At 67.7% G+C, this 21359-nt stretch carries 14 protein-coding genes; 8 read left to right on the top strand and 6 right to left on the bottom strand.

The window, feature by feature from the left end:
• Positions 1 to 176: 176 nt before the first annotated feature.
• The 7 genes from AC1Q7F_RS22780 (at position 177) to AC1Q7F_RS22750 (ending at position 11463) form a co-directional block, all read left to right on the top strand.
• Positions 177 to 2921 carry a TonB-dependent receptor plug domain-containing protein gene (locus tag AC1Q7F_RS22780; protein WP_492510841.1) on the top strand — a complete coding sequence of 915 codons (2745 nt, stop codon included), beginning with the start codon at positions 177 to 179 and terminating at the stop codon, positions 2919 to 2921.
• Between the two features lie 154 nt (positions 2922 to 3075).
• A complete protein-coding gene (locus AC1Q7F_RS22775; RefSeq protein WP_492510840.1) occupies positions 3076 to 4053 on the top strand; it encodes an ABC transporter permease in 978 nt (325 codons plus the stop codon).
• On the top strand, positions 4050 to 5975 hold the full coding sequence (locus AC1Q7F_RS22770; RefSeq protein ID WP_492510839.1) for a dipeptide/oligopeptide/nickel ABC transporter permease/ATP-binding protein: 1926 nt from the start codon (positions 4050 to 4052) through the stop codon (positions 5973 to 5975). The genes AC1Q7F_RS22775 and AC1Q7F_RS22770 overlap by 4 nt, the downstream gene beginning before the upstream one ends.
• Positions 5972 to 6988: an ABC transporter ATP-binding protein gene (locus AC1Q7F_RS22765; protein ID WP_492510838.1), complete on the top strand. Its 1017-nt coding sequence runs from the start codon at positions 5972 to 5974 to the stop codon at positions 6986 to 6988. The genes AC1Q7F_RS22770 and AC1Q7F_RS22765 overlap by 4 nt, the downstream gene beginning before the upstream one ends.
• Positions 6981 to 8528 (top strand): ABC transporter substrate-binding protein, encoded by a 1548-nt coding sequence (locus tag AC1Q7F_RS22760; RefSeq protein WP_492510837.1) that lies wholly within the window; start codon positions 6981 to 6983, stop codon positions 8526 to 8528. Before AC1Q7F_RS22765 ends, AC1Q7F_RS22760 begins: the two co-directional genes overlap by 8 nt.
• Positions 8529 to 8611: 83 nt before the next feature.
• On the top strand, positions 8612 to 10462 hold the full coding sequence (locus AC1Q7F_RS22755; RefSeq protein ID WP_492510836.1) for a CocE/NonD family hydrolase: 1851 nt from the start codon (positions 8612 to 8614) through the stop codon (positions 10460 to 10462).
• Positions 10463 to 10563: 101 nt separating this feature from the next.
• Positions 10564 to 11463: an alpha/beta hydrolase gene (locus AC1Q7F_RS22750; protein WP_492510835.1), complete on the top strand. Its 900-nt coding sequence runs from the start codon at positions 10564 to 10566 to the stop codon at positions 11461 to 11463.
• Between the two features lie 26 nt (positions 11464 to 11489).
• Here the strand turns inward: AC1Q7F_RS22750 and AC1Q7F_RS22745 are convergent, their stop codons facing one another.
• The 3 genes from AC1Q7F_RS22745 to AC1Q7F_RS22735 form a co-directional block, all read right to left on the bottom strand.
• The gene (locus AC1Q7F_RS22745; RefSeq protein WP_492510834.1) at positions 11490 to 12458 is read right to left on the bottom strand and encodes an alpha/beta fold hydrolase; all 969 of its coding nucleotides are present in this window, start codon (positions 12456 to 12458) and stop codon (positions 11490 to 11492) included.
• Positions 12459 to 12613: 155 nt separating this feature from the next.
• A complete protein-coding gene (locus AC1Q7F_RS22740) occupies positions 12614 to 13339 on the bottom strand; it encodes a hypothetical protein (RefSeq protein WP_492510833.1) in 726 nt (241 codons plus the stop codon).
• Positions 13336 to 15441, bottom strand: coding sequence for a SpoIIE family protein phosphatase (locus tag AC1Q7F_RS22735; protein WP_492510832.1), 2106 nt, complete (start codon positions 15439 to 15441; stop codon positions 13336 to 13338). Before AC1Q7F_RS22735 ends, AC1Q7F_RS22740 begins: the two co-directional genes overlap by 4 nt.
• A 146-nt stretch (positions 15442 to 15587) precedes the next feature.
• Between AC1Q7F_RS22735 and AC1Q7F_RS22730 the strand changes: the two genes are divergently transcribed.
• The gene (locus AC1Q7F_RS22730; protein WP_492510831.1) at positions 15588 to 16625 is read left to right on the top strand and encodes an ABC transporter substrate-binding protein; all 1038 of its coding nucleotides are present in this window, start codon (positions 15588 to 15590) and stop codon (positions 16623 to 16625) included.
• A 26-nt stretch (positions 16626 to 16651) separates the two neighbouring features.
• Here AC1Q7F_RS22730 and AC1Q7F_RS22725 read toward each other — a convergent pair whose 3' ends face one another.
• From AC1Q7F_RS22725 to AC1Q7F_RS22715, 3 genes are read right to left on the bottom strand one after another with little or no spacing between them, the layout of a single operon-like run.
• Entirely contained in the window at positions 16652 to 19084 is a 2433-nt protein-coding gene (locus AC1Q7F_RS22725) for an MFS transporter (RefSeq protein WP_492510830.1), read from the bottom strand.
• Positions 19085 to 20902 (bottom strand): hypothetical protein, encoded by a 1818-nt coding sequence (locus AC1Q7F_RS22720; RefSeq protein WP_492510829.1) that lies wholly within the window; start codon positions 20900 to 20902, stop codon positions 19085 to 19087.
• Positions 20899 to 21351: an ATP-binding protein gene (locus AC1Q7F_RS22715; protein WP_492510828.1), complete on the bottom strand. Its 453-nt coding sequence runs from the start codon at positions 21349 to 21351 to the stop codon at positions 20899 to 20901. The genes AC1Q7F_RS22720 and AC1Q7F_RS22715 overlap by 4 nt, the downstream gene beginning before the upstream one ends.
• Positions 21352 to 21359 lie beyond the last annotated feature (8 nt).

Below are 21359 nucleotides of genomic sequence, written 5' to 3'. Positions count from 1 at the left end.
AAAGGTGCGGGAGAAGGCGCGCGACCTGCCATCCCATAAGGGTTCTGGTATGTCCCTATTGGGATATATCATGTCGTTGTTATGGGTCGCGACACGTTCCTACTGTTACCCCACAATCAATTCGGTGACCGCCGTATGTGCCGCGGACGGACACCAGGGAACAGGGGTAAAGAACAATGAGATCACGTCGCGCGGCCCGCCTGATGGCCGGCAGTTCCCTCGCTCTATTGTCCGTTCTGCTGGCCTCGCCTTCGCAAGTTCTGGCCCAGTCGGGCAATGCCGATCAGTTGGATGAGATCGTGGTCACCGGCTCCCGCATCGTGCGGCGTGACGCGCTGTCGGTAGGGCCGCTGACCACCATCACGGCCGAAGACATCCTGAACGCCGCCCCCATCTCCGTCGGCCAGTTGCTGCAGGACCTGCCCGGCGCCGGCGTCAGCCTGAATTCCAACGGCACCCAGGGGACATCCTTCGGCGTCAGCGCCATCAACCTGCGCAATCTGGGCAGCGTGGAAGGCAGCGGCAACCGCGTGCTGGTGCTGGTGGACGGGCATCGCTGGGTCAATGCCGCCGGCGGGCGCGGCTTCCGCGACTTCGTCGATCTGAACACCATCCCCATGGGCATCGTGGAAACGATCGAGGTGCTGAAGGATGGGGCGTCCGCCATCTATGGCGCCGATGCCATCGCCGGCGTGGTCAATGTCATCACAGCCAAGAAGCTGGACGGGTTCGAGGCCAAGCTGCAAAGCGGCATCACCAGCGAAGGCGACGGGCGGTCGATCAGCGGGGAGGTGAATTACGGCAAGAGCTTCGAGAATGGATCGATCCTGCTGTCGGCATCCTATGTCGATACCACCAAGATCCTGACCGAAGATCGGGCCCTGACGCGCCGGGCCCTGACCCCGCTGACCGCCCCGCCGACCAGCCCGCGCGGGCTTTACCAGTTGAACGGCATTTCCACGGCCGCATCCCCGCTGACCCGCATACCCGGTGCGGCTGGCACCAGTGCCGCCGATTTCCGTACCGCCCGTCTGCCCGACGACGATTACAACACCATGGTCCAGGGCAACTATGCCGGCGGCCCCAGCGAGCGGGCGGGCCTGTTCGGCCGCGTCACCACCGACCTTTCCGACAGCATCGAGTTCAAGGCCGAACTGCTCTATAATCGGCGGGAATCGGCGCAGCTGTTCTCGCCCTTCCTGCTGGATGTGCGCGGCAGCAATGGTTTCGCCATCGCTGCCGACCACCCGTTCAACCCCTATGACCGGGCCTTTTCCGGCAGTGCGTTCCGCATCCAGATCGTTCCGGAGGCGGTGGGCGACCGCAACAATGTCCAGACCGTCGATACGTTCCGCAGCACCGTGGGGCTGGAAGGCAAGACGGAATTCATGGGCAATTGGCGCTGGGACGCGTTCTTCAGCTATTCCAAGAACGACGCGGTGTTCAAGCAGTTCAACCAGATCAGCTATGACAAGCTGGCCCTGGCGCTGGGCCCCAATGACCGTTGCCGGGCCAATGGCTGCGTGCCGGTGGATTTGTTCGGCGTGATGACCCCCGCCATGGCCGACTATATCCGCTATAATTCCCGCGACGAGAATGGCACCGGTCAGTACGATGCCAGTTTCAACATCTCCGGTGCGCTGTTCGACCTGCCGGCGGGTGAGGTCGGCGTGGCGGCCGGTGTGGAATATCGCAAGGAAACCGCCTATGACCGGCCCGACCGCGGTGTGAACGCCACGCCGGTCTATGTGACCGGCCTGGCCGCCACCTCCGCCCCGACGCGGGAGCCGACCAACGGTTCGTACGATCTGCGCGAAGCCTATATGGAGCTGAACCTGCCGCTGCTGGCCGATCTGCCGGCGGTGCAGTCGCTGGACCTGTCGGCGGCGGTGCGCTATTCGGACTATTCCACCTTCGGCAGCGCCAGCACGACGAAGTTCGGCCTCTCATATCGTCCCTATGACGATCTGCTGGTGCGCGGCACGTTTTCCGAAGGGTTCCGGGCGCCGTCGATCCTGGAATATTACCAGGGCACGCGCGAGACGCAGTTCCAGGGCACCGATCCCTGCAACAATGGCGGTGCCGGCAAGCCCGGCTGCGCCGGGGTGCCCACCGCCTATACCCAGACCCGCTATGGCAACGGGTTGCTGAAGGGCACGATCGGCGGCAATACCGATCTGGACCCGGAAACCGCCGATACCTGGAGTGCCGGCTTCTCCTACACCCCCGCCTGGGCGGACGGGCTGTCGCTCACGTCGGACTGGTATTCGATCACCGTCGATGACGCCATCGCCTCGCAGACGCCGCAGCAGATCCTGAACAATTGCGCCAATCTGGGTGGCAGCTATTGCGATCTGGTGCGCCGTGATGCCGCGACAGGCGAGATCCTGAATCTGCGCCAAGTGGTGCAGAATTTCAGCCGTATCAAGGTGGAGGGCGTGGACGCCACGCTGCGTTACGGCTTCGACACGGAGATCGGCCATGTCACCGCCGTGCTGGACGCCGCCCGCCTGATCCATTTCATCAATTACGTGCCGCAGGCCAACGGCACCGTCCTGAAGGATGAACGCACCGGCCGGTCCGACACGCCGCGTTCGTCATATCCCCGCTGGAAGGGCCAGGCATCGCTGCGCTGGAGCAGCGGGGCCTGGGATGCCGGCTGGAAGACCCGCTATATCGGCGACATGCGCGACATCCCGGGCAACGCCGTCAATGGCGGCCATGTGACCGATGTGTTCATGCATGACCTTCAGTTGGGCTATACGCTGGAGGAGAGCGGCACCAGCTTCACGCTGGGTGTCGACAACGTCTTCGACCGCATGCCGCCGGCATCGGCCGCCAACAACCCGATCAATTTCGACATCTATTCCTACGATGTGCGTGGCACCTACGCCTACGCCCGGATCATGGTGAAGATGTAAGTTTTGCTTGTTCCCTCAAACGCCGGGCGGGCGCATCCGCGCCCTTGGCTTACGCGCCACGTGGCGCGGCCCGGCAGTCGCCGGCCTCCGACGGTCATGGATCATGACCGTCGGATCGCTCCCGGCTTCCGGGTAACCGAAGGACCCATCCCCCATGGTCTTCTTCCTTGCGCGCCGCCTGCTGCAGAGCCTGTCCGTGCTACTGGTGCTGTCGGCGCTGATCTTCGCCGGCATTTATATGATTGGCAATCCGGTGGACATCCTGATCAACCCGGAGGCCACACCGGCCGACCGGGCGGCAGCCATGACCGCGCTGGGCCTGGACCGGCCGCTCTATGAGCAATATCTGGCCTTCCTGGGTCGGGCGCTGCAGGGCGATCTGGGCCATTCCTTCGTCTTCAACGAACCGGCCATCCGCCTGATCATCGACCGGTTCGGTGCCACGCTGGAATTGGCCATCGTCGCCATGGGCATCGCCATCCTGTTCGGCATTCCACTGGGTCTCTATGCAGGGCTGAAGCCGGCCAGCATCGCCGGCAAGTCGATCGAGACCGGGTCCATCCTGGGCTTTTCCCTGCCCAGCTTCTGGCAGGGGATGATGCTGGTGCTGATCTTCTCCGTCACCCTGGGCTGGCTGCCGTCGGGCGGGCGGGGGGAGACGGGGAACCTGCTGGGCCTGCAGACCAGTCTGGCCACCCTTGACGGCTGGCGCCACCTGCTGCTGCCGTCCATCAACCTGGCCTTGTTCAAGCTGGCCCTGGTCATCCGTCTGGTCAGTTCCGGTACGCGCGAAGCGATGCCTCTGGATTTCGTCGGCTTCGCGCGGGCCAAGGGCCTGTCGCCTTCCCGCGTCGTGGGCGTGCATATCCTGAAATATATCCTGATCCCCATCATCACCGTGCTGGGGCTGGAATTCGCCGGGGTCATCGCCTTTGCCGTGGTGACGGAGACCATCTTCGGCTGGCCCGGCATGGGCAAACTGATCATCGACAGCATCAACCAGCTGGACCGGCCGGTCATTGTCGCCTACCTGCTGGTCGTGGCATTGCTGTTCATGACCATCAATCTGGTCACCGACATCGCCTATACCATCCTGGACCCGCGCCTGCGGCTGGGCGGAGGCAAGGCATGACCGCCCTGACCGCCATCGCCCCCACCCGTCCACCCCGCCGTCAGGCAGCCCTTTCCCTGCTGCGCGACATCTACGCCAGCCGCCGGGCACGGGTCGGCCTTGTCCTTCTCATCCTGCTGCTGACGGCCGCCCTGCTGGCCCCGCTGCTGGCGCCGCAGAATCCCTATGATCTGGCGCAGCTGGACCTTGCCGACAGCCATCTGACGCCCGGTACGGTGGGCGCCACCGGCATGGTGCATTGGCTGGGCACCGACCTGCTGGGCCGCGACATGCTGTCGGGCATCCTCTATGGCCTGCGCACCAGCCTGTCGGTGGGGCTGCTGGCAGGATTGCTGGCGGCGGCCCTGGGCACGTCGGTGGGCCTGATCGCCGCCTATACCGGCGGGCGGGTCGATGCCGCCATCATGCGGTTGGTCGATCTGCAACTGAGCCTGCCCAGCATCCTGGTGGCCCTGATCCTGCTGGCCATCTTCGGCAAGGGGCTGGACAAGATCGTCCTGGCCCTGGTCATCGTGCAATGGGCCTTCTATGCCCGCAATGTCCGCGCCACCGCCCTGTCGGAGGCCGCCAAGGAATATGTGGAGGCGGCCCGCAGCCTGCGTCTGGGCCGGATGCGCATCCTGTTCGGCCATTTGCTGCCCAACTGCCTGCCGCCCCTGATCGTCATCGGGTCGTTGCAGACGGCCAACGCCATTTCCCTGGAAGCGACGCTCAGCTTTCTGGGCATCGGCCTGCCGGTGTCGCAGCCGTCGCTGGGCCTGCTGATCGCCAACGGCTTCTCCCACATGCTGTCAGGGAAATACTGGGTCTCGGTATTCCCCGGCGTCACCCTACTGCTGCTGGTGGCCAGCATCAATCTGGTGGGTGATCAGGTGCGTCTGCTGCTGAACCCGCGGTTGCGGCCGCAGCCTTTGCCGCCGGAAATGCCCCTGGAACGCCCCTCCCTGGCCGCCGATCCGGCCAGGCTGCTGTCGGTGCGCGGGCTGCAGACCTACTTCTTCACCCGCAACGGGGTGGTGAAATCCGTGGACGGGGTCGATTTCGACCTGGGCGCCGGGGAGGTGCTGGGTCTGGTCGGTGAAAGCGGGTCCGGCAAATCCATCACCGGCCGGTCCATCATGGGCCTGATCGACCCGCCGGGCCGGGTGGTGGGCGGTTCCGTGCTGCTGGATGGGCGGGAATTGCTGGGATTGGCCGAACCGGAGATCCGCGACGTGCGGGGACGGGAGGTCGCCATGATCTTCCAGGACCCGATGATGACGCTGAACCCCATGCTGCGCATCGACACGCAGATGGTGGAGGCGCTGACCGCCCATGGCCTGATCCCGGCGGAGGAGGCCCGATCCAGGGCCGCCGCCGCCCTGACCAGTGTCGGCATCGCCGATGCGGACAAGCGGCTGAAATCCTATCCGCACCAGTTTTCCGGCGGCATGCGCCAGCGCGTGGCCATTGCGACCGCCATGCTGCACCGGCCCAAGCTGATCATCGCGGACGAGCCGACGACCGCCTTGGACGTCACCGTCCAGGCCCAGATCCTGGCGGAGATGCAGGAGATGGTGGCCGCATCCGGCACCTCGCTGATTTGGATCACCCATGATATCGGCGTCGTGGCCGGTCTGGCCGACCGCATCGCCGTCATGTATGCCGGCCGCATCGTGGAAATCGGGCCGGCGGACCAAGTGCTGTCCCACCCCCGCCATCCCTATACAAACGGCCTGCTGCACAGCCTGCCGCACCGTGCCGAACGCGGCAAACCCCTGGCCCAGGTGCCGGGCAGCCCGCCGCACCCCGTCCACCGCCCGCCCGGCTGCGCCTTTGCCCCGCGCTGCCCACGCGCGACGGAGGTCTGTGGCCAGATGCCGGCGATGCAGGGCGACAGCCACCAGGTCCGCTGCTTCCATCCGATGGCAGGTGAGCCATGAGCACGAAGAATGAATCCATGGTGGTCCTGGAAAATATTTCCATGCGCTTCGGCCCCCGGCCCGGTCCGCTGGCCAGGCTGGGCCTGACCAAGGCGCCCGACATCGTGCAGGCGGTGCGCGACGTGACCCTGGATATAAGACCCGGAGAGGTGCTGGGGCTGGTGGGGGAAAGCGGCTGCGGCAAGTCCACCCTGGGCCGGGTCGTGGCCGGGCTGTACCGGCCCAGCGCCGGAAGGCTGCTGGTGGAGGGGCGCGACCCCTGGACCCTGCCGGCGGGGGAGGCCAAAGCCATCGGCCTGGGCATCCAGATGATCTTCCAGGACCCGATGGCCAGCCTGAACCCCCGCCTGCGCATCCGCCGCATCATCGGGGAGGCGGCACAGGCCCATGGCATCGTCGATGCCGGGCAGGTGGCCGACTATGTCGCCGGCCTGATGCGCCGGGTCGGCTTGGACCCGGCCATGATGGAACGGTTTCCGCACGAATTCTCCGGCGGCCAGCGCCAGCGCGTGGGCATCGCCCGCGCCCTGGCCGTGAAGCCGCGTCTGCTGGTCTGTGATGAGTCCGTCGCAGCATTGGACGTGTCGGTGCAGGCGCAGATCCTGAACCTGTTCATGGAGCTGCGCCAGGAACTGGGCCTGACCTATCTGTTCATCAGCCACGACCTGGCCGTGGTCCGCCATATCAGCGACCGGGTGGCGGTGATGTATCTGGGCCGCGTGGTGGAACGCGGGCCGGCGGCGGAACTGTTCGACGCCCCCATCCATCCCTATTCCCGCGCCCTGGTGGGCGGGGCGCTGGCCGATCATGTCGGCAAGCGGCGCTTCACGGGCCTGAAGGGGGAGATCCCCTCTCCCCTGCGCCCGCCGCCCGGCTGTGCCTTCCATCCCCGCTGTCCCGTCGCCGTCCCCGCCTGCCGGGTGGATGTGCCCGAACCGGCGGATGTGACGCCCGGATATCGCGTCGCCTGCCATCTGGCCCCCGTTACGGGCCGGGAGATCGCCCATGCGTAAGCTGATCCTGGCCGTGCTGCTGTTGCTGGCGCCGGTGGCGAGTCCGGCCCAGACGGTGACCATCGCCCTGCAGGCCGAACCCAGTTCCGTCGATCCGCATTTTTCCGCCACCGGCGTCAACCAGGAACTGGCCGCCCATATCTTCGACACGCTGATCGCGCGCGATGCCGATCTGGCCCTGGTGCCGGGTCTGGCCACGGCCTGGCGGCGCATCGACGCCCTGACCTGGGAATTCGACCTGCGCCAGGGCGTGCGCTTCCATGACGGGTCGCCGTTGACGGCCGAAGACGTCATCTACAGCTTCCGCCGCGCGCCCACGGTGCCCTTCTCCCCCGCCTCATTCGCAGGAAGGGTTGCGCAGGTGCAGGAGATGGTGGCGCTGGGCCCCAACCGGCTGCGCATGGTGACGCGCAAACCCTATGCCCAGCTGCCCTATGATATCAGCTTCATCGCCATCCTGCCCCACGGGCTGGGTGAAGGGGTGGCGACAGAGGCATTCAACGCCGGTCGTGCGGCCATCGGCACCGGGCCCTACCGGTTCCGGTCCTGGGCCCATGGCGACCGGGTGGAACTGGCCCGCAACGAGGATTACTGGGGGGCCAAGCCCGCCTTCGCGCAAGCCACCTTCCGCTATATCAGCAATGATGCGGCCCGCGTCGCGGCCCTGCTATCCGGCAATGTCGATGTCATCGACGCCGTACCGCCGGCCGATATCGACTGGCTGCGAATGCGGTCCGACCTGAACCTGCTGCAAAGCCCCACCGTCACCCTGATCTATCTGCATCTGGACAGTGCGCGCGATGTCAGCCCCTTCGTACAGGCGCCGGACGGCAGCAATCCCCTGCGCCAACCCGCTGTCCGCCGCGCCCTGTCGCTGGCCATCGACCGGCAATTGCTGATCGACAAGGTGCTGTCGGGTGCGGGCGTGCCCGCCAACCAGATGGTGCCGGCGGGGTCCGTCGGCTTCAATCCCGACATCCCGCCCATCGCCCATGACCTGGCGGAGGCCAAGCGTCTGCTGGCGGATGCCGGCTTATCCACGGGCCTGCGCCTGACCCTGCATGCCACCAACAACCGCTATGTCGGTGACGGGCTGGTGTCGCAGGCTGTGGCCGCCATGCTGGCCCGCGCCGGGATCGATATCGCGGTGGAACCGCTGCCCAAGAGCGTGTTCCTGCCGCGCGCGTCGAAGCTGGAATTCAGCGTCATGCAATACGGGTTCGGGTCGGTCACCGGCACCTCCCTGCTGGGCATGCGCTCCGTCGTCGGCACGTTCGATCCGGCGCGCGGCAGCGGCGGCATCAATCGCGGCCGCTATTCCAACACCGAAGTGGACCGCCTGATCGACGCCGCCGAACAGGCACCCGATGCCGCCTCCTATGACGAGAACCTGCGCCAGGCCGCCGCCATGCTGGCCGCCGATACCGGCATCATCCCGCTTTACCACCCCACGACCAGCTGGGCGGCACGCAAGCACATCGCCCTGCAGCCGCGCCGCGATGAATGGAGCCTGGCCCAGTTCATGGCGCCGACCCCGTAGAATCTTTGGTTTTCCGTGAGATTCACGCTGGAACCATATGGTCCCAAGCGATCTCGCTCTAGAGCCCCTGAGGAACCGAGATCATGATTATCCAACCCGGCGCGCAATATGATGTGGCGGTCGATGAGGATGTGGAGATGCGCACCCGCGACGGCGTGCGCCTGCTGGCCGATATCTATCATCCCGTCACCAACGGCGCCCGTGTCCCCGGCCCATGGCCGGTGCTGCTGGAACGCACGCCCTATGACCGGCGCGGTGTCAACCTGTCGGAATACAGCTTCGCCAACCCCAATCCCCGCTCGCGGACACAGATCGCCCGGCGCTTCGCATCCGAAGGCTATGTCGTCGTCATGCAGGATTGCCGCGGCCGTTACGGGTCGGAGGGCATGTTCGAGAAATATGTGAACGAAGCGGAGGATGGGTACGACACCCTGGCCTGGATCACCGGCCAGCCCTGGTGCGACGGGCGGGTGGGCACGTTCGGCCTGTCCTATGGCGCGCATGTGCAGATGGCCATGGCCTGTCTGAATCCGCCGGGCCTGGCCTGTATGGTGGTGGATAGCGGCGGCTTCTCCGACGCCTATCATGCCGGCATCCGCCAGGGTGGGGCGTTCGAGTTGAAGCAGCTGACCTGGGCCTATAAGCAGGCCCTGCTCAGCCCGGCGGTGATGGCTGATCCCGCCCATGTCCAGGCGCTGCTGGACGAGGATCTGTTCGACTGGTTCCGCCGCCTGCCCTGGAGCGAGGGCAACTCCCCCCTGCGCAGCGTGCCGGAATATGAAAGCTATGTCCTGAAACAGTGGCGGCAGGGGGAGTATGGGGAGTTCTGGCGGCAGGTGGGCCTGTCGGCCCGCACCTATTACGCCGCCTGCGCCGATGTGCCGATGGTGCATCTGTGCGGCTGGTACGATCCTTACGTCACCACCATCATTTCCAACCTGACCGGCCTGTCGGCGGCCAAGCAGGGACCGGTGCACATGGTCATGGGGCCCTGGACCCATGGGCAGCGGTCGCGCACCTATGCCGGCGACGTGGATTTCGGATCGGCCGCGACGCTCGACGGCAATCTGGCCGATGATTACGACCGGTTCCGCCTGTCCTGGTTCGACCGCTGGCTGAAGGGGGGTAAGACCGATCCGGCCGATGCGCCCGTGCGCCTGTTCGTGATGGGCGGGGGCAGCGGCGGGCGCACCGCCGACGGCCGCCTGGATCATGGCGGCCACTGGTTGTCGGCGCAAAGCTGGCCGCTGCCCGGCACGGATTTCCGGACCTTCCACCTGCATGCGGATGGTGCCCTGCGTGATCAGGTGCCCACCGGTGCCGGCCACGGCCTGTCCTGGCGCTTCGATCCCGCCCATCCGGTGCCCACCATCGGCGGCGCCCATACGTCGGGACAGCCGGTGATGGAACCCGGCGCCTATGATCAGGTGGAACGCGCCGATTTCTTCGGCTGCGACATGCCGGGCCGGCCGCTGGCCGACCGCAACGATGTGCTGGTCTTCCAGACGCCGCCGCTGGAAAGCGATGTCACCATTGCCGGCCCCATCGACCTGATCCTGCATGTCAGCAGCGACCGGCCCGACACCGACATCACGGTGAAGCTGATCGATGTCTATCCCGACGGTTTCGCCATGAATCTCAGCCACGGCATCCGCCGCCTGCGCTATCGCGACGGATGGGAGAAGCCGGTCTTCATGGAGCCGGACCAAGTCTATGAGGTCAGGATGGAGATGTTCCCCATCGCCAACCTGTTCAGGGAAGGCCACCGCATCCGCCTGGATGTCAGCTCCAGCAACTTCCCGCATTTCGACGTGAACCCCAATACCGGCGGGGCGCAGGGCATGCCGGACAATCCGGTCATCGCCACCAACCGCTTGCACCTGGATGGGGACCATCCGTCGCGCATCACCCTGCCAGTGCAGCCCTTACCCTGAAAGCCCGGCTTCTTACCCGCCATGCCCATGGCGCCGGCGACGGGCTGTCGCTTCTATTGCATCATCGACCGGAATGACCGGCAGCAACGGGAGGTTCAGGGATGGCCAGGGCATGGAAGCGGCTTGCATCAACCCTCATGCTGGCGCTGGCCCTGCCGGGGCTGGCGGCCGCCCAGTCACAACAAGCGCAGCCGGCTCCGGCGGCCGCCACGCCACCCGGCTATACCATGCCATCGACGCACAGTTTCGAGGTCACGGCGGACAATGGCGAGGTCTATTCGATCTTCGTGTCCTTTCCCAAGACGGAGATGCCGGCTGATGGCTATCCCGTGCTGTATGTGCTGGACGGCAACGCCATGTTCGCCGGGTTTGCCGAAGCGCGGCGCATCCAGGAATATTACGAGGTGGGCAAGGGCATCGTGGTCGGCGTGGGTTATCCGGGCGACCAGGCCTATGATGTCCGCCGGCTGGATGATTACACCCCGCCCCTGGTCGATCCGCCGCCCGCCAATGTCCGGCATCTGGCCAAGTACAAGAGCGGCGGGCAGGACCGGTTCCTGGATTTCCTGACCGGCAAGCTGCGCACCGAGATATCCCGGCGTTACAAGATCAACGCCGAACGCCAGTCGCTGTTCGGCCATTCGCTGGGCGGGCTGCTGGCGCTGCACACGCTCTATACAAGACCCCAGGCCTTCCATTCCATCATCGCGGCCAGCCCGTCACTGGAATGGAACGACCAGAGCATCTTGAAGGAGGAGCGGGAGTTTACCGCCCGCATGCTGGCCGGCAAGGTTCCCAAGACCAGCCGCCTGATGGTGGTGGTGGGCGACCGCGACATCGATGATGAACCCGGCCCCGCCGCCGCCTTCATGAAGCGGATGGATGCCTTGGCGGTCTATGGCCTGCGCTCGCGCTTCCACCGCTATGCCGATGAGGGACACATGAGCGTGCCGGTCCGCGCCGTGCCCGATACGCTGCGCTTCGCGTTCGAGGTGCATTGACTGACTGACCGGCACCGCCGGGCTGTTCAGCCGTGGCGCAGGGCGGGCGGGGTGATGGGGATGGAACAGGGCCCATGCGGGCCGCTTCCCGCCAGGAAATCACCGATCAGGTCGATCTGGTTGGGATCGGACAGGGCCGGCGTATGGCCCGTCTGCGGCACATGCGCCACGCAAAGGCCGGGATATCGGGCCATGCGGGCCAGCACCGGCGGGCGCAGCGCGTCGGACAGCATGCCGTGCAGCACCAGGGTGGGTGCGCTCAGCCGCCCCCATTGCGCCCATTGGTCCAGCGCCTGGCCGGCACCATCGGCATAGGCCTGCATGGCGCGCGGGTCGTGGCGATAGATGCGGCCGCCTTCGGTTTCCGACCAGCTTGTCTGGTGCCAGGCATTGTGCAGCCGCTCCTCCTCCGACAGGGGGCCGTCCTGCTTCTGCGCAGCGCCGATGCGGCGCAGCAGGGCGTCGGGGCTGTCGAACAGGTAATGGCGGGCCACGGCTTGCGCGCGTCGCGCCCGGCGGGCGGCGGGGATATAGGGGCCGACATCGTTCAGCACCAACCGCTCGATCAGGCGCGGATCACGGGCGGCCAGCGCCAGCCCCACCGACCCGCCCAGCGACGATCCCAGCAGCAGCATGCGCCGCCGCCCCAGATGGTGCAGCAGGGCCAGCACCTGCGCGCAATAGGTCTCGATACGATAATCGCCCTGCACCGGCATCCAGCCCGACAGGCCGCGCCCCACCCAGTCCAGCGCCACAATATGGAACCGGTCGGACAAGCGGTGGGCCAGATAGTCGAAGCGCCGGGCGGTATTGACGATGCCGCCCGCACACAGCAGCAACGGCAGCGACGGGTCGCCCCAGGCCGTGTAGGCACAACGGATCGCCACGTCCCGGCGCAGCCGCGCCGGCCAGTGCCCCTGCAGGCGACGGTGATAAATGAAATCATAATGATGGACCGCATAGGCACCGGCCCAGCGCGCCTCGATCGCCGCCACGCGCTGCGCGCATCTTTCCCAACCGGTGTCGCCATATGGCGATGTCGGGATTTCACGATCCGGGGAAAAAGCCACCACCGTCACGGGCGAAGGGTTCCTTGATAACCACGCTTATCCGTATAGCATGCCGACCACGAAAGGATATCCGCAACCCGTCAGCCCGTTCTTTTGATGTAAAACAATAGGATATCCCGCACAGCTTCCCCATGCGGCGCCGGTTCGACCCCGTGGAAGGACATGTCGTCCTTCACGAACCAGAACAGGCTGTTGGGCAGAAACGGCGCCGTCCAGACATGATCGAACGCCGCGCGCCCATGATGGCGTCCGCCCCAGCAGCGCAGATCCGGGTCGCGCGGTGCATAGAGGGCCGTGCCCTGTGCCCGGTTGGCTTCATCGAGCGGCAGGTAGAACAGCAAGGTCAGCACATTGGGCGGGTCGGACGTATGGGGCAGCACCCCCGGCCCGCCCCGGTCGCGCACCAGCAGCAGCGAGGTGCGCCAGGAACCCAGGGCCGTCCCCTCCGCCGCAAACCGTGCCGCCACGGGCCCGGCCGCCACACGCAGCAGGCTTTCCCCGAATTCCCGGCCCAGCGTGCGCGTGGCCAGTTCCCGCCAGAAGGCGGCCCGGTCCGCATCCATGGCGGCGATGGCCGCATCGTCAATGACCAGACCGCGCCGGGCGGCATAATCGCCCGCCGGATCCCAGTCCGCCGACAGCGGTTTGTACGCCGCCTCGTCCGGCAGGCTTGCGCGCAGGCTTGCATAGAAATCCGGCGGAAACACGTCCGCCACCCATCCGTGCCAGTGCGGATCGGGCGTCAGGGGCGTGGCGGCGATGCGGTCTTGCACCCAGGCGCGGGCGGCATCGAAATCGGGTGTCATGCGGGTACCGTCTGATAGCGCAGGGAAACGCAGGTGATGTCGTCGGCCTGCGGCGCGCCGCGCGCGAATTCATTGACCAGGGCAACCATGTGCATGGGTACCGCATTGTTGGCCAGGGTGGCGATGGCGGCGGCACCCGCGATCAGGCGGGGATCACCGAACATCTGCTCCTCCACATCGAACGCCTCCGTCACCCCGTCGGTGAACAGGAACAGCGTGTCGCCGGGCGACAGGAACAGATGGGCATCGTGATATTCCATATCCTCCACCACCGCCAGGGCCGTGTCGCCCGTGCCCGGCAGCATGGTGACGCTGCCGTCCGTTCGGACCAGCAGGGGTTGGTTATGGCCGGCATTGCAATAATCGAAGCGGCCGGTGCCCGGGTCCAGGATGCCGTAGAACAGGGTGACGAACATCAGTTCCGGGTTCTCCGCCGCCAGCAGGTCGTTCACCTGCGCCACGCAACGCGAGGGGGAATGCGTGAAGCCGGCCGTGGCGCGCAGCAGGGTGCGGGAAATCGCCATGAAGAAGGCCGCCGGGATGCCCTTGCCCGACACGTCGGCCACCGCCACGCCCAGCCGCCCGTCGGGCAGCGGGAAATAATCGTAGAAATCGCCCCCGACCTCCTTGGCCGGCACCATGGCGCCGGCCACCTGGGTGCCGGCATGCAGCAGCGGGGCCGAGGGCAGGATGGAGGCCTGCAGCTTGCGGGCGATCTCCAGTTCCTGCTGCAAACTGATGAACTGCGTCTTGGTCATCAGCGCGTCGCGCAGTTCCGCCACCAGCAGCGACAGCTTCTGGTGCTGTTCACGCACGCGCAGCGACATCTTGCGGAAAGCCGGGGCCATCATGCCCAGCGCGTCGCCGCCGCCATCGGCCGCCGCCTCTCCGCCTGTTCCGGCCGGGGGCTGGCGGTTGGCCTCCGCCTCGATCTCGGCCAGATCGTTCAGCAGTTCGGCCTTCGCCCCCTCGGCCAGCATGCCGGCCAGAGCCGTCATCTCCTGGCGGATGAACTGTTCCTGGCGCTGGCGCTGGCGCTCGCGGCGCTCGCGGGCAGCCGACAGGGCCTCCAGCGTCTCGCGGAAGAAGCCGACGGTGCGCACGATGCGCCCCACCTCGTCATTGCCGGCCCGCCGTTCGAACCGGATGGCGGTATTGCCGCGAGCCAGCGCGTTCAGCACGTCGATCGCCTCCTCCAGGGGTGCGAAGGCACGGCGCATGGAAGCGTTCAACAGCCAGAGCAGGGCCAGCAGCGTCGCCGCCGCCAGCATCAGCACGATCTGTTCCGTCAGCTTCTCGATCTCATATCCCTTGGTGGCGTCGGTCACGGCCAGCAGGCGACCCACCGTCTGGCCGGCCCGGTCCTGCAAGGGGATGGTGGCCAGCATGACGGTGCGGTCGCCGATGGTCCGCGTTTCGAACGCGCCCCGCGCCGCCAGCCCGCCATTGGTCGTCAGTTCGTCCCACAGCGCCTGGTTGGTCCCGGCCTCCAGCTTGCCGTCCGTATCCTCGATGAAGGCGTCGGCCACGTCGCCATGTTTGAACAGGGGCAGCACCTGGGCGATGTTGGTGGCCAGCGTCAGGCTGCCCACCATCGTCCCGTCCGGCCCGGCCAGCGGCAGCAGCAGGGTGGCCATGGCGCCGTGACGGCTGTCATTCTCAATACCGCTGATGGCCGTGCCCGCCTGCAGGCCCTGCATGCGGGTGATGTCATCGACCATCGGTTCGGGGAAGGTGGCCGCCAGGGTGGTGAACAGGATGGCGCCGCCGGCATCCTGCACCTCCACCCGGTTCTGCCCGCCCAGCCCGGCCAGGTCGGCCGCCAGCATCTGGCCCAGGCGCTGCACGCCGGCCCGGTCCCCCTTGGCCAGGGATGAAGCCAGCCGAATCGACAGGTCGCCCGTGCGGTCGGCCCGCCAGCGCAGCCGTTCCACCAGATGCGCCGTCGACTGGTCCAGCAACGTGCGGGTCCCGTCCAGAATCACGGCGGCATAGCGCGCCACCACGATCCGCTCCCGCATCAGGCCGGCGTAATAGAGGCCGCCCGCCAGCAGCAGGCAACTGGCCGTGACCATGGTTATGACGCGGGTGCGCAGCAGCATGCTTCCTCCCCGGATGTGGATAATACAGGCTGGAAGCCCGAAAAAGGGCGGCGGGCGAAAGTCACGGTGCCGGTTGGTGCGCGGCGATTGTGTCTGGTATGATTGCCCGGTGCAATCCGGCACTGTCGATCATCTGGCGGCTGTCCATGAGAAATACGCGGCATCTGGTGCGGGGGCTGTGCCTGTGGCTGGCGCTGCTGCTGCCCGTCCACGCGGCCCTTGCCCAGGAGCCGGCCCCGGCGGCCAAGCGCGTCTATATGGTGCTGTGGCGCGGCGAGACGGAGATGGAGCGCGGCTTCCGCGACTATCTGGCGGAACAGGGTGTGGCGGTGGAATACACCGTCCGCAACCTGGACCAGAATCTGGCCGGCCTGCCGGACCTGGTGGCGGAGATCAAGCGGGAACGGCCCGACCTCGTCTATAGCTGGGGCACCAGCGTCACGCAGAACCTGGCGGGCACGATCGGCAAGACCGATCCCGAGCGGCATGTCACCGACATTCCCACGGTTTTCATCTTCGTCACCGACCCGGTCGCAGCCGGCATCGTGGAGAATCTGGAACAGCCCGGCCGCCCCCTGACCGGCACGTCGCACATGGCGCCGCTGGACAGCCAGTTGAACGCCATCGAAGCCGTGCTGCCCCTGAAGAAGCTGGGCAACATCTTCAACCCGGCGGAGGTCAATTCCCGGCTCTATGCGGAGAAACTGGCGCAAACGGCGGAACGGCACGGCGTCCAGGTCCTGAACCGTCCCATCCCGCAGAACGAGCAGGGCCAGCCCATGGCCGACGCCTTCCCCGCCCTGCTGGACGCGATGGTGGCCGACGGGGTGGATTGCCTCTATATCGGGCCGGACAGCTTTCTGGGTCGCAATTCCGCATCCTTCACCCAGGCGGCCCTGGAGCGGGGCCTGCGCACCTTCGCGTCCACCGAACAGCCGCTGCGCGGCGGCAGGGCGCTGATGGGGCTGGTGTCCAGCTATTACAATCTGGGCCGGTTCACGGCGGCCAAGGCACGGCGCATCCTGGTCGATGGCACACCGCCGGGCGAGATCCCGGTGGAAACGCTGCGCCGCTTCACCTTCCTGGTGAACATGGACGTGGCCCGCCAGTTGGATACCTATCCGCCGATGAGCGTGCTGCGCTTCACCGAGGCGCTGAACGCACCCGCCACTGCCGTGCGATAAAACGGCTTTTTCCAGGTCCCGCGCCCTCATGCCGCGCGCCGGGGCAGGAAACGCAGGCCGGTGGCCAGCAGCAGCGTGGCGCCCAGGCATAGCAGGCCGGTGCCGCCCAGCGCCATCCCCGCCCCGCCATGCGCCAGCAGGGACGCCATCACAACGGGCCCGATGAACAGCCCGACCCGGTCGGCCACCCGATAGACGGCCAGCACCAGCAGCCGGCCGGCGCTGGCCTGCTCCACCACAGTCTCGTCGAAGATCAGGGTGACCAGGCACGACATGCCGAAGGCCTGGGCCGTGCCCAGGGCGATGATGGCCAGCGCCACGCCCGGTGTGGTCGGCGACAGCAGCGCCAGGAAGGCAGCGGCCGCCGTCAGCGCGCCGCTGGCCAGCACCAGGCGGCGGGCGGCCAATGGCCCGCCGGCCACCCGGCCCCAGAAGGGCGTGGTCAGTGCCATCAGCAGGGCATAGACCATGATCACCCGCCCCGCCTCCGACGGGCTGTTGCCCAGATCGGCCAGCCGCAGGGGCGCGAAATAATAGACGAAACCCGCGATCATCAGCCGCGCCGGCAGCGCCGCCAGCAGCAGCAGCGCCAGAAAACGCGGGTTGCGCAGCAGAAGGCCCAGCCCGGCCAGCCGACCGGCGGCCGGGGCTGACAGCATCATCGCCCCCTCCCCCGCCTGGCCGGACGGGGTGCCCATGGATAGCAGGATAGGTACCGCGGCCAGCGCGAAGGCCGCCGCCACCAGCAGCGTGGCGGCGGGGCCGGCATGATTGGCGATCAGGCTGCCCGTGACGGTGCCGCAGACGGTGCCCGCGAAGAAGATCGACAGATAGCCGGCATTGGCCTGGGCGCGGCGGTCGGCCGGCACGGCGGCCAGCATGCTGTCCTGCACCAGGATCATCACCGCCCCCACGGCCAGCCCGCCCAGCACGCGACCGGCCAGCAGCATCCGCAAACTGTCCGCCATGCCGCACACGGCCAGACCCAGGGCGCAGAAGGCAGCAACCCCGCCCAGCAGCAGCGGGCGCGGCAACCGGTGGGCCAGCAGCCCGGTCAGCGGCTGCGACAGGGCCACGGCCAGCCAGAAGGCGGAGATGGGCAGGCCCACGGCCGTCGCCGCATCCACGCCGCCCCAGTCGGCACCTGGGTCCGCACCCAGCAGGGCGCGGGCATAGACCGGCATGAAGCTGTGGGCGAAACTGTCGGCGAAGACCAGCAGGAAGAAACCCAGGCGCACAAAGGACAGCAGCCGTTCCGCCTGTCGCCGATCGACCGCCGCCACGCTGCCCGCCGCCACCAGCGTGCCGACCAGGAACCGCCGCAGTTCCATCGCTGCCAGCAGCACGACCAGCACCGCCATGCCCATGTCCAGCGGGATATCGACCAGGCGCCCCCGCACGAAGCCGGCATCCGCGCCCACGAACAGCGTCCCGGCCACGGCGGCACCTGCCCGGATGGGCTGCGCCATGACGCGTATGCCATCCACCTCCGGCAGCGCACCCGCCTGGCCCGCCGGCCAGGCCGACAGCGCCGCGCGCACCGCCTCGCCATCCAGACCCGCGGCATGGCGGACGGCGCCGGCGGCATCGGTCACGGCCAGCAGGGTGATGCGCGGCTCCTGCGCCACGGTGTCGGCCAGATAATCCGGCATGCCGCCCAGCCGGTCGAAGGGCACGCCCAGTCCCACCGCATGGCCGATATCGGACCCCACGGCGATGGCCAGCGCCCCGGCCGTGCGGTCCAGTTCCGGCAGCAGCGTTTCCTCGAACGCCGGCAGCGCCCGCCACAGGCCCAGCCCCAGGCACAGGACCAGGGCGCCGGTGGCGACCGCCCCCGTCCAGCCGATCACGAACCCGTCGGGATCGGCGGGCGGATGGGTGCGCAGGCGCCGGAACAGCAGGAACAGCCCCGCCGCCATGAAGGCCGCCGCCGGCACCATATCGGCCAGCAGCCCGGCAGCCAGCCGGTGGGCCATGACACGGGTCCGCTCCCCCACCAGCCCGGCCTCCAGCAGCAGCACCAGGGTGCCCTCCTGCTGGTCGAAGCTGTTGCGGATGGGATAGGCCTGCAACAACAGGCCCCGCCATTCCCGCATTTCCGGCGACGGGCCGGACAGCCAGCCGGTGGGCAGGTCCCCCGGCCCCAGGCCCGGATCGCTGCGCCCCACCTGTTCGCCGTCATCGGCCAGCAGCAGCGCGCCCCGCACCGCCGGCTGCGGCGCCACGGCGCGCGCCAGGATGGCGTCGGCACCGGGCAGGGATGAGAGCGACAGGCCCAGCGCCATGTTGCGTTCCAGGGTGGCGCGGATGGACCGGGCCACCACATGGCCCTGGTCGGCCAGCAGTGACACCATGCTGCGCCGGTATTCCAGCACGCCCAGCGCCAGGAACAAGGCGGCAGCGGCGACCAGGACCAGGGCTGTGGACAGGGTCGTGCGCAGTACCATCCGGCCCCGCATTCACGCGGCTCCCGCTGCCCGGCCGCGTCCGGCCAGCAACGGCAGGCCACCCAGCATCCCCAGCCCGACGCCCAGCAGCGCCAGGCCCTCTGGCCCCAGGTCCGCCCCCAGGCACAGGCACAGGGCACCCCCGGCCAGCAGCGCCAGCAGCAGCGTCCTGGCCAATTCCCGCCAGGGCAGCACGCCCCACAGGCCGCGCAACAGCAGGAACCCGGCCACGATACCGAGCGCCAGGAGCAGCAGCATCAGCGGCGCCTGGTCCGACCGCCCGACCGACAGCAGCGCCCAGGTCGACAAAGACAGCGGCACCAGGCCCACGCACAGGCCGAACAGGCACAGACGCCGGCGCTGCGGCAGGTCGCACACAGCCAGACGTTCCCCCTCCCCCTCCAGCCCCGTCTGGCCGCGCGCCCAGCGGATGACGGCATTGACGGCCGCCACGACGCTGATCGCGTCATCATCGGGCCCCGGCGTGGCCAGATAGCGGAAATCACCCGCCCCCGCCAACGCCGCCACCTGATATGTCGCGGCCAGCGACAGGTTGCCCAGGCGCAGCAGGCCCAGGGCCACCGCTTCCAGCCCGATCAGCAGAATGGCCAGCGACAGCCATGCGAGGTCGCGCAGCAATGGCAGCAGCATGCCCCCCGTGACGTCCGGCTGGCGCGCCACCTGCAGGGCACCCACGGTGCGGCCGCCGGCGGCGATGGGAAGGCTGAACCGTTCGGCCCCTTCCAACGCGTCCGGCATATCGGGATCGGTATAGGTGTAAAGCACCCGTCCGTCGGGGGCCGCCACATCGGCCCGGATGAAGCCATCCTCCGCCTCCACCGCCGCCGCCAGCAGCGGTTCCACCCCGACCAGCCGGTCGAAGGGAATGCCGAAGGACAGCGCGCGCTCGATCTGCCCCACGATGGAATAGCCGGTCAGCCGCGCCCGTTCCGTGATCAGCGGCGGCACGGTGCGCTCCATCTGCTGATGGACGGTCCAGACCAGCGCGCCACCGGTGGCGGCCAGGATGGTCAGCAGCGCCACGCCCAATCGCAGGGACCGGGCGCGGGCCACTTCCCGCAGCGGGGCGATGGAGGCCGCGGGTCCTTCAGCCGCGACAGGCGGCGCGCCCCCTTCCGCATGCAGGCGTAAGGCCGCGATCCGGCGGGCAAGCGGTTCCAGCCAGTCGGGCACGGCCCCCCCGTCCAGCACCCCGATCAGCGATACCCGTAGCAGGCCCAGCCGCCGGGCCCGGCGCCATGCCTCCGCCAGGCCGGCCAGACCGGCGACCAGCAGGGCCAGACAGCCGATGGCGACGATGTCGCGCGCCAGGCGCATCAGGGCGACGCGGTGGCCCGCGCGCGCCTGCGCCTGCGGCACACGCAGCGATACCGCCCCCACCGTTTCCCCGAAGGTGCCATGGACGGGCTGGATCACCACCAGTTCATCCTCCCGTTCCAGGACGATCTGGGCATCCTGATCCAGGGCGGCGCCGGACGGCCATTGCGTCTTCCAGCCGACATCCGACGGGTTGGTGCTGAACCGCACCTCCCCGCCTACATCATAGACGGAGACGGCGGAAACCGAGGGTGCCAGTCGCCGCGTGCGTTCCAGCAGCCCCTGCAGGCCGATCAGTTCCTCCAGCGGCAGGCCCAGCGCCAGCCCGCTCTCGATATTGGTGCCCAGCCCCGTGGCCAGCCGGCGGAAGGTCTCCACCTGCGTCTGCGACTGCGCGTCCTGGAAGAAGCGGATGGACAACAGCCCGCCGCCCGCCACGAACAGCAGGACCAGCAGCACGAAGGCGGTCAGGGCGCGGCCGAAAGCGGTCACTCGGGCAGCCTCTTGGCAAAGCGCAGGCGGTTATGACCATCGACACGGGCATAGGTCACCTCATCCATCATGCGTCGCAGCAGATGGATGCCCAGCCCGCCGACCTCCCGCTCGTCCAGTTCCGCGTCGATATCCGGCCCCTCACGCGCCAATGGGTCGAAGGCGGGCGCGTCGTCCACCACCTCGCCCACCACCAACGGTCCCTCCTGCGCCAGACGCACGGTGATGGCGCGGCCGGCCCGCCCGCCCAGCCCGTGGTGGATGATGTTGGTCACGACCTCTTCGAAGCAGATATTGAACTGGAAGGCGAATTGCGGCGGCAGATCATGGCTGTCGCAGAATTCATCGACCCGTTCGGCCAGCGGGGCGATCTCCTGCAACCGGCTGTCCAGGACCAGGACGATTTCCGCCACGCCTTCCCCCATCGCCATGAAAAGGGCGGCCGGCACCGCCCACC

The organism is Niveispirillum sp. GW835-FHT14G11, from assembly GCF_058793615.1.
Note: the sequence above shows the minus strand (reverse complement) of the source record. Positions and strands in the feature narration are given on the sequence as shown.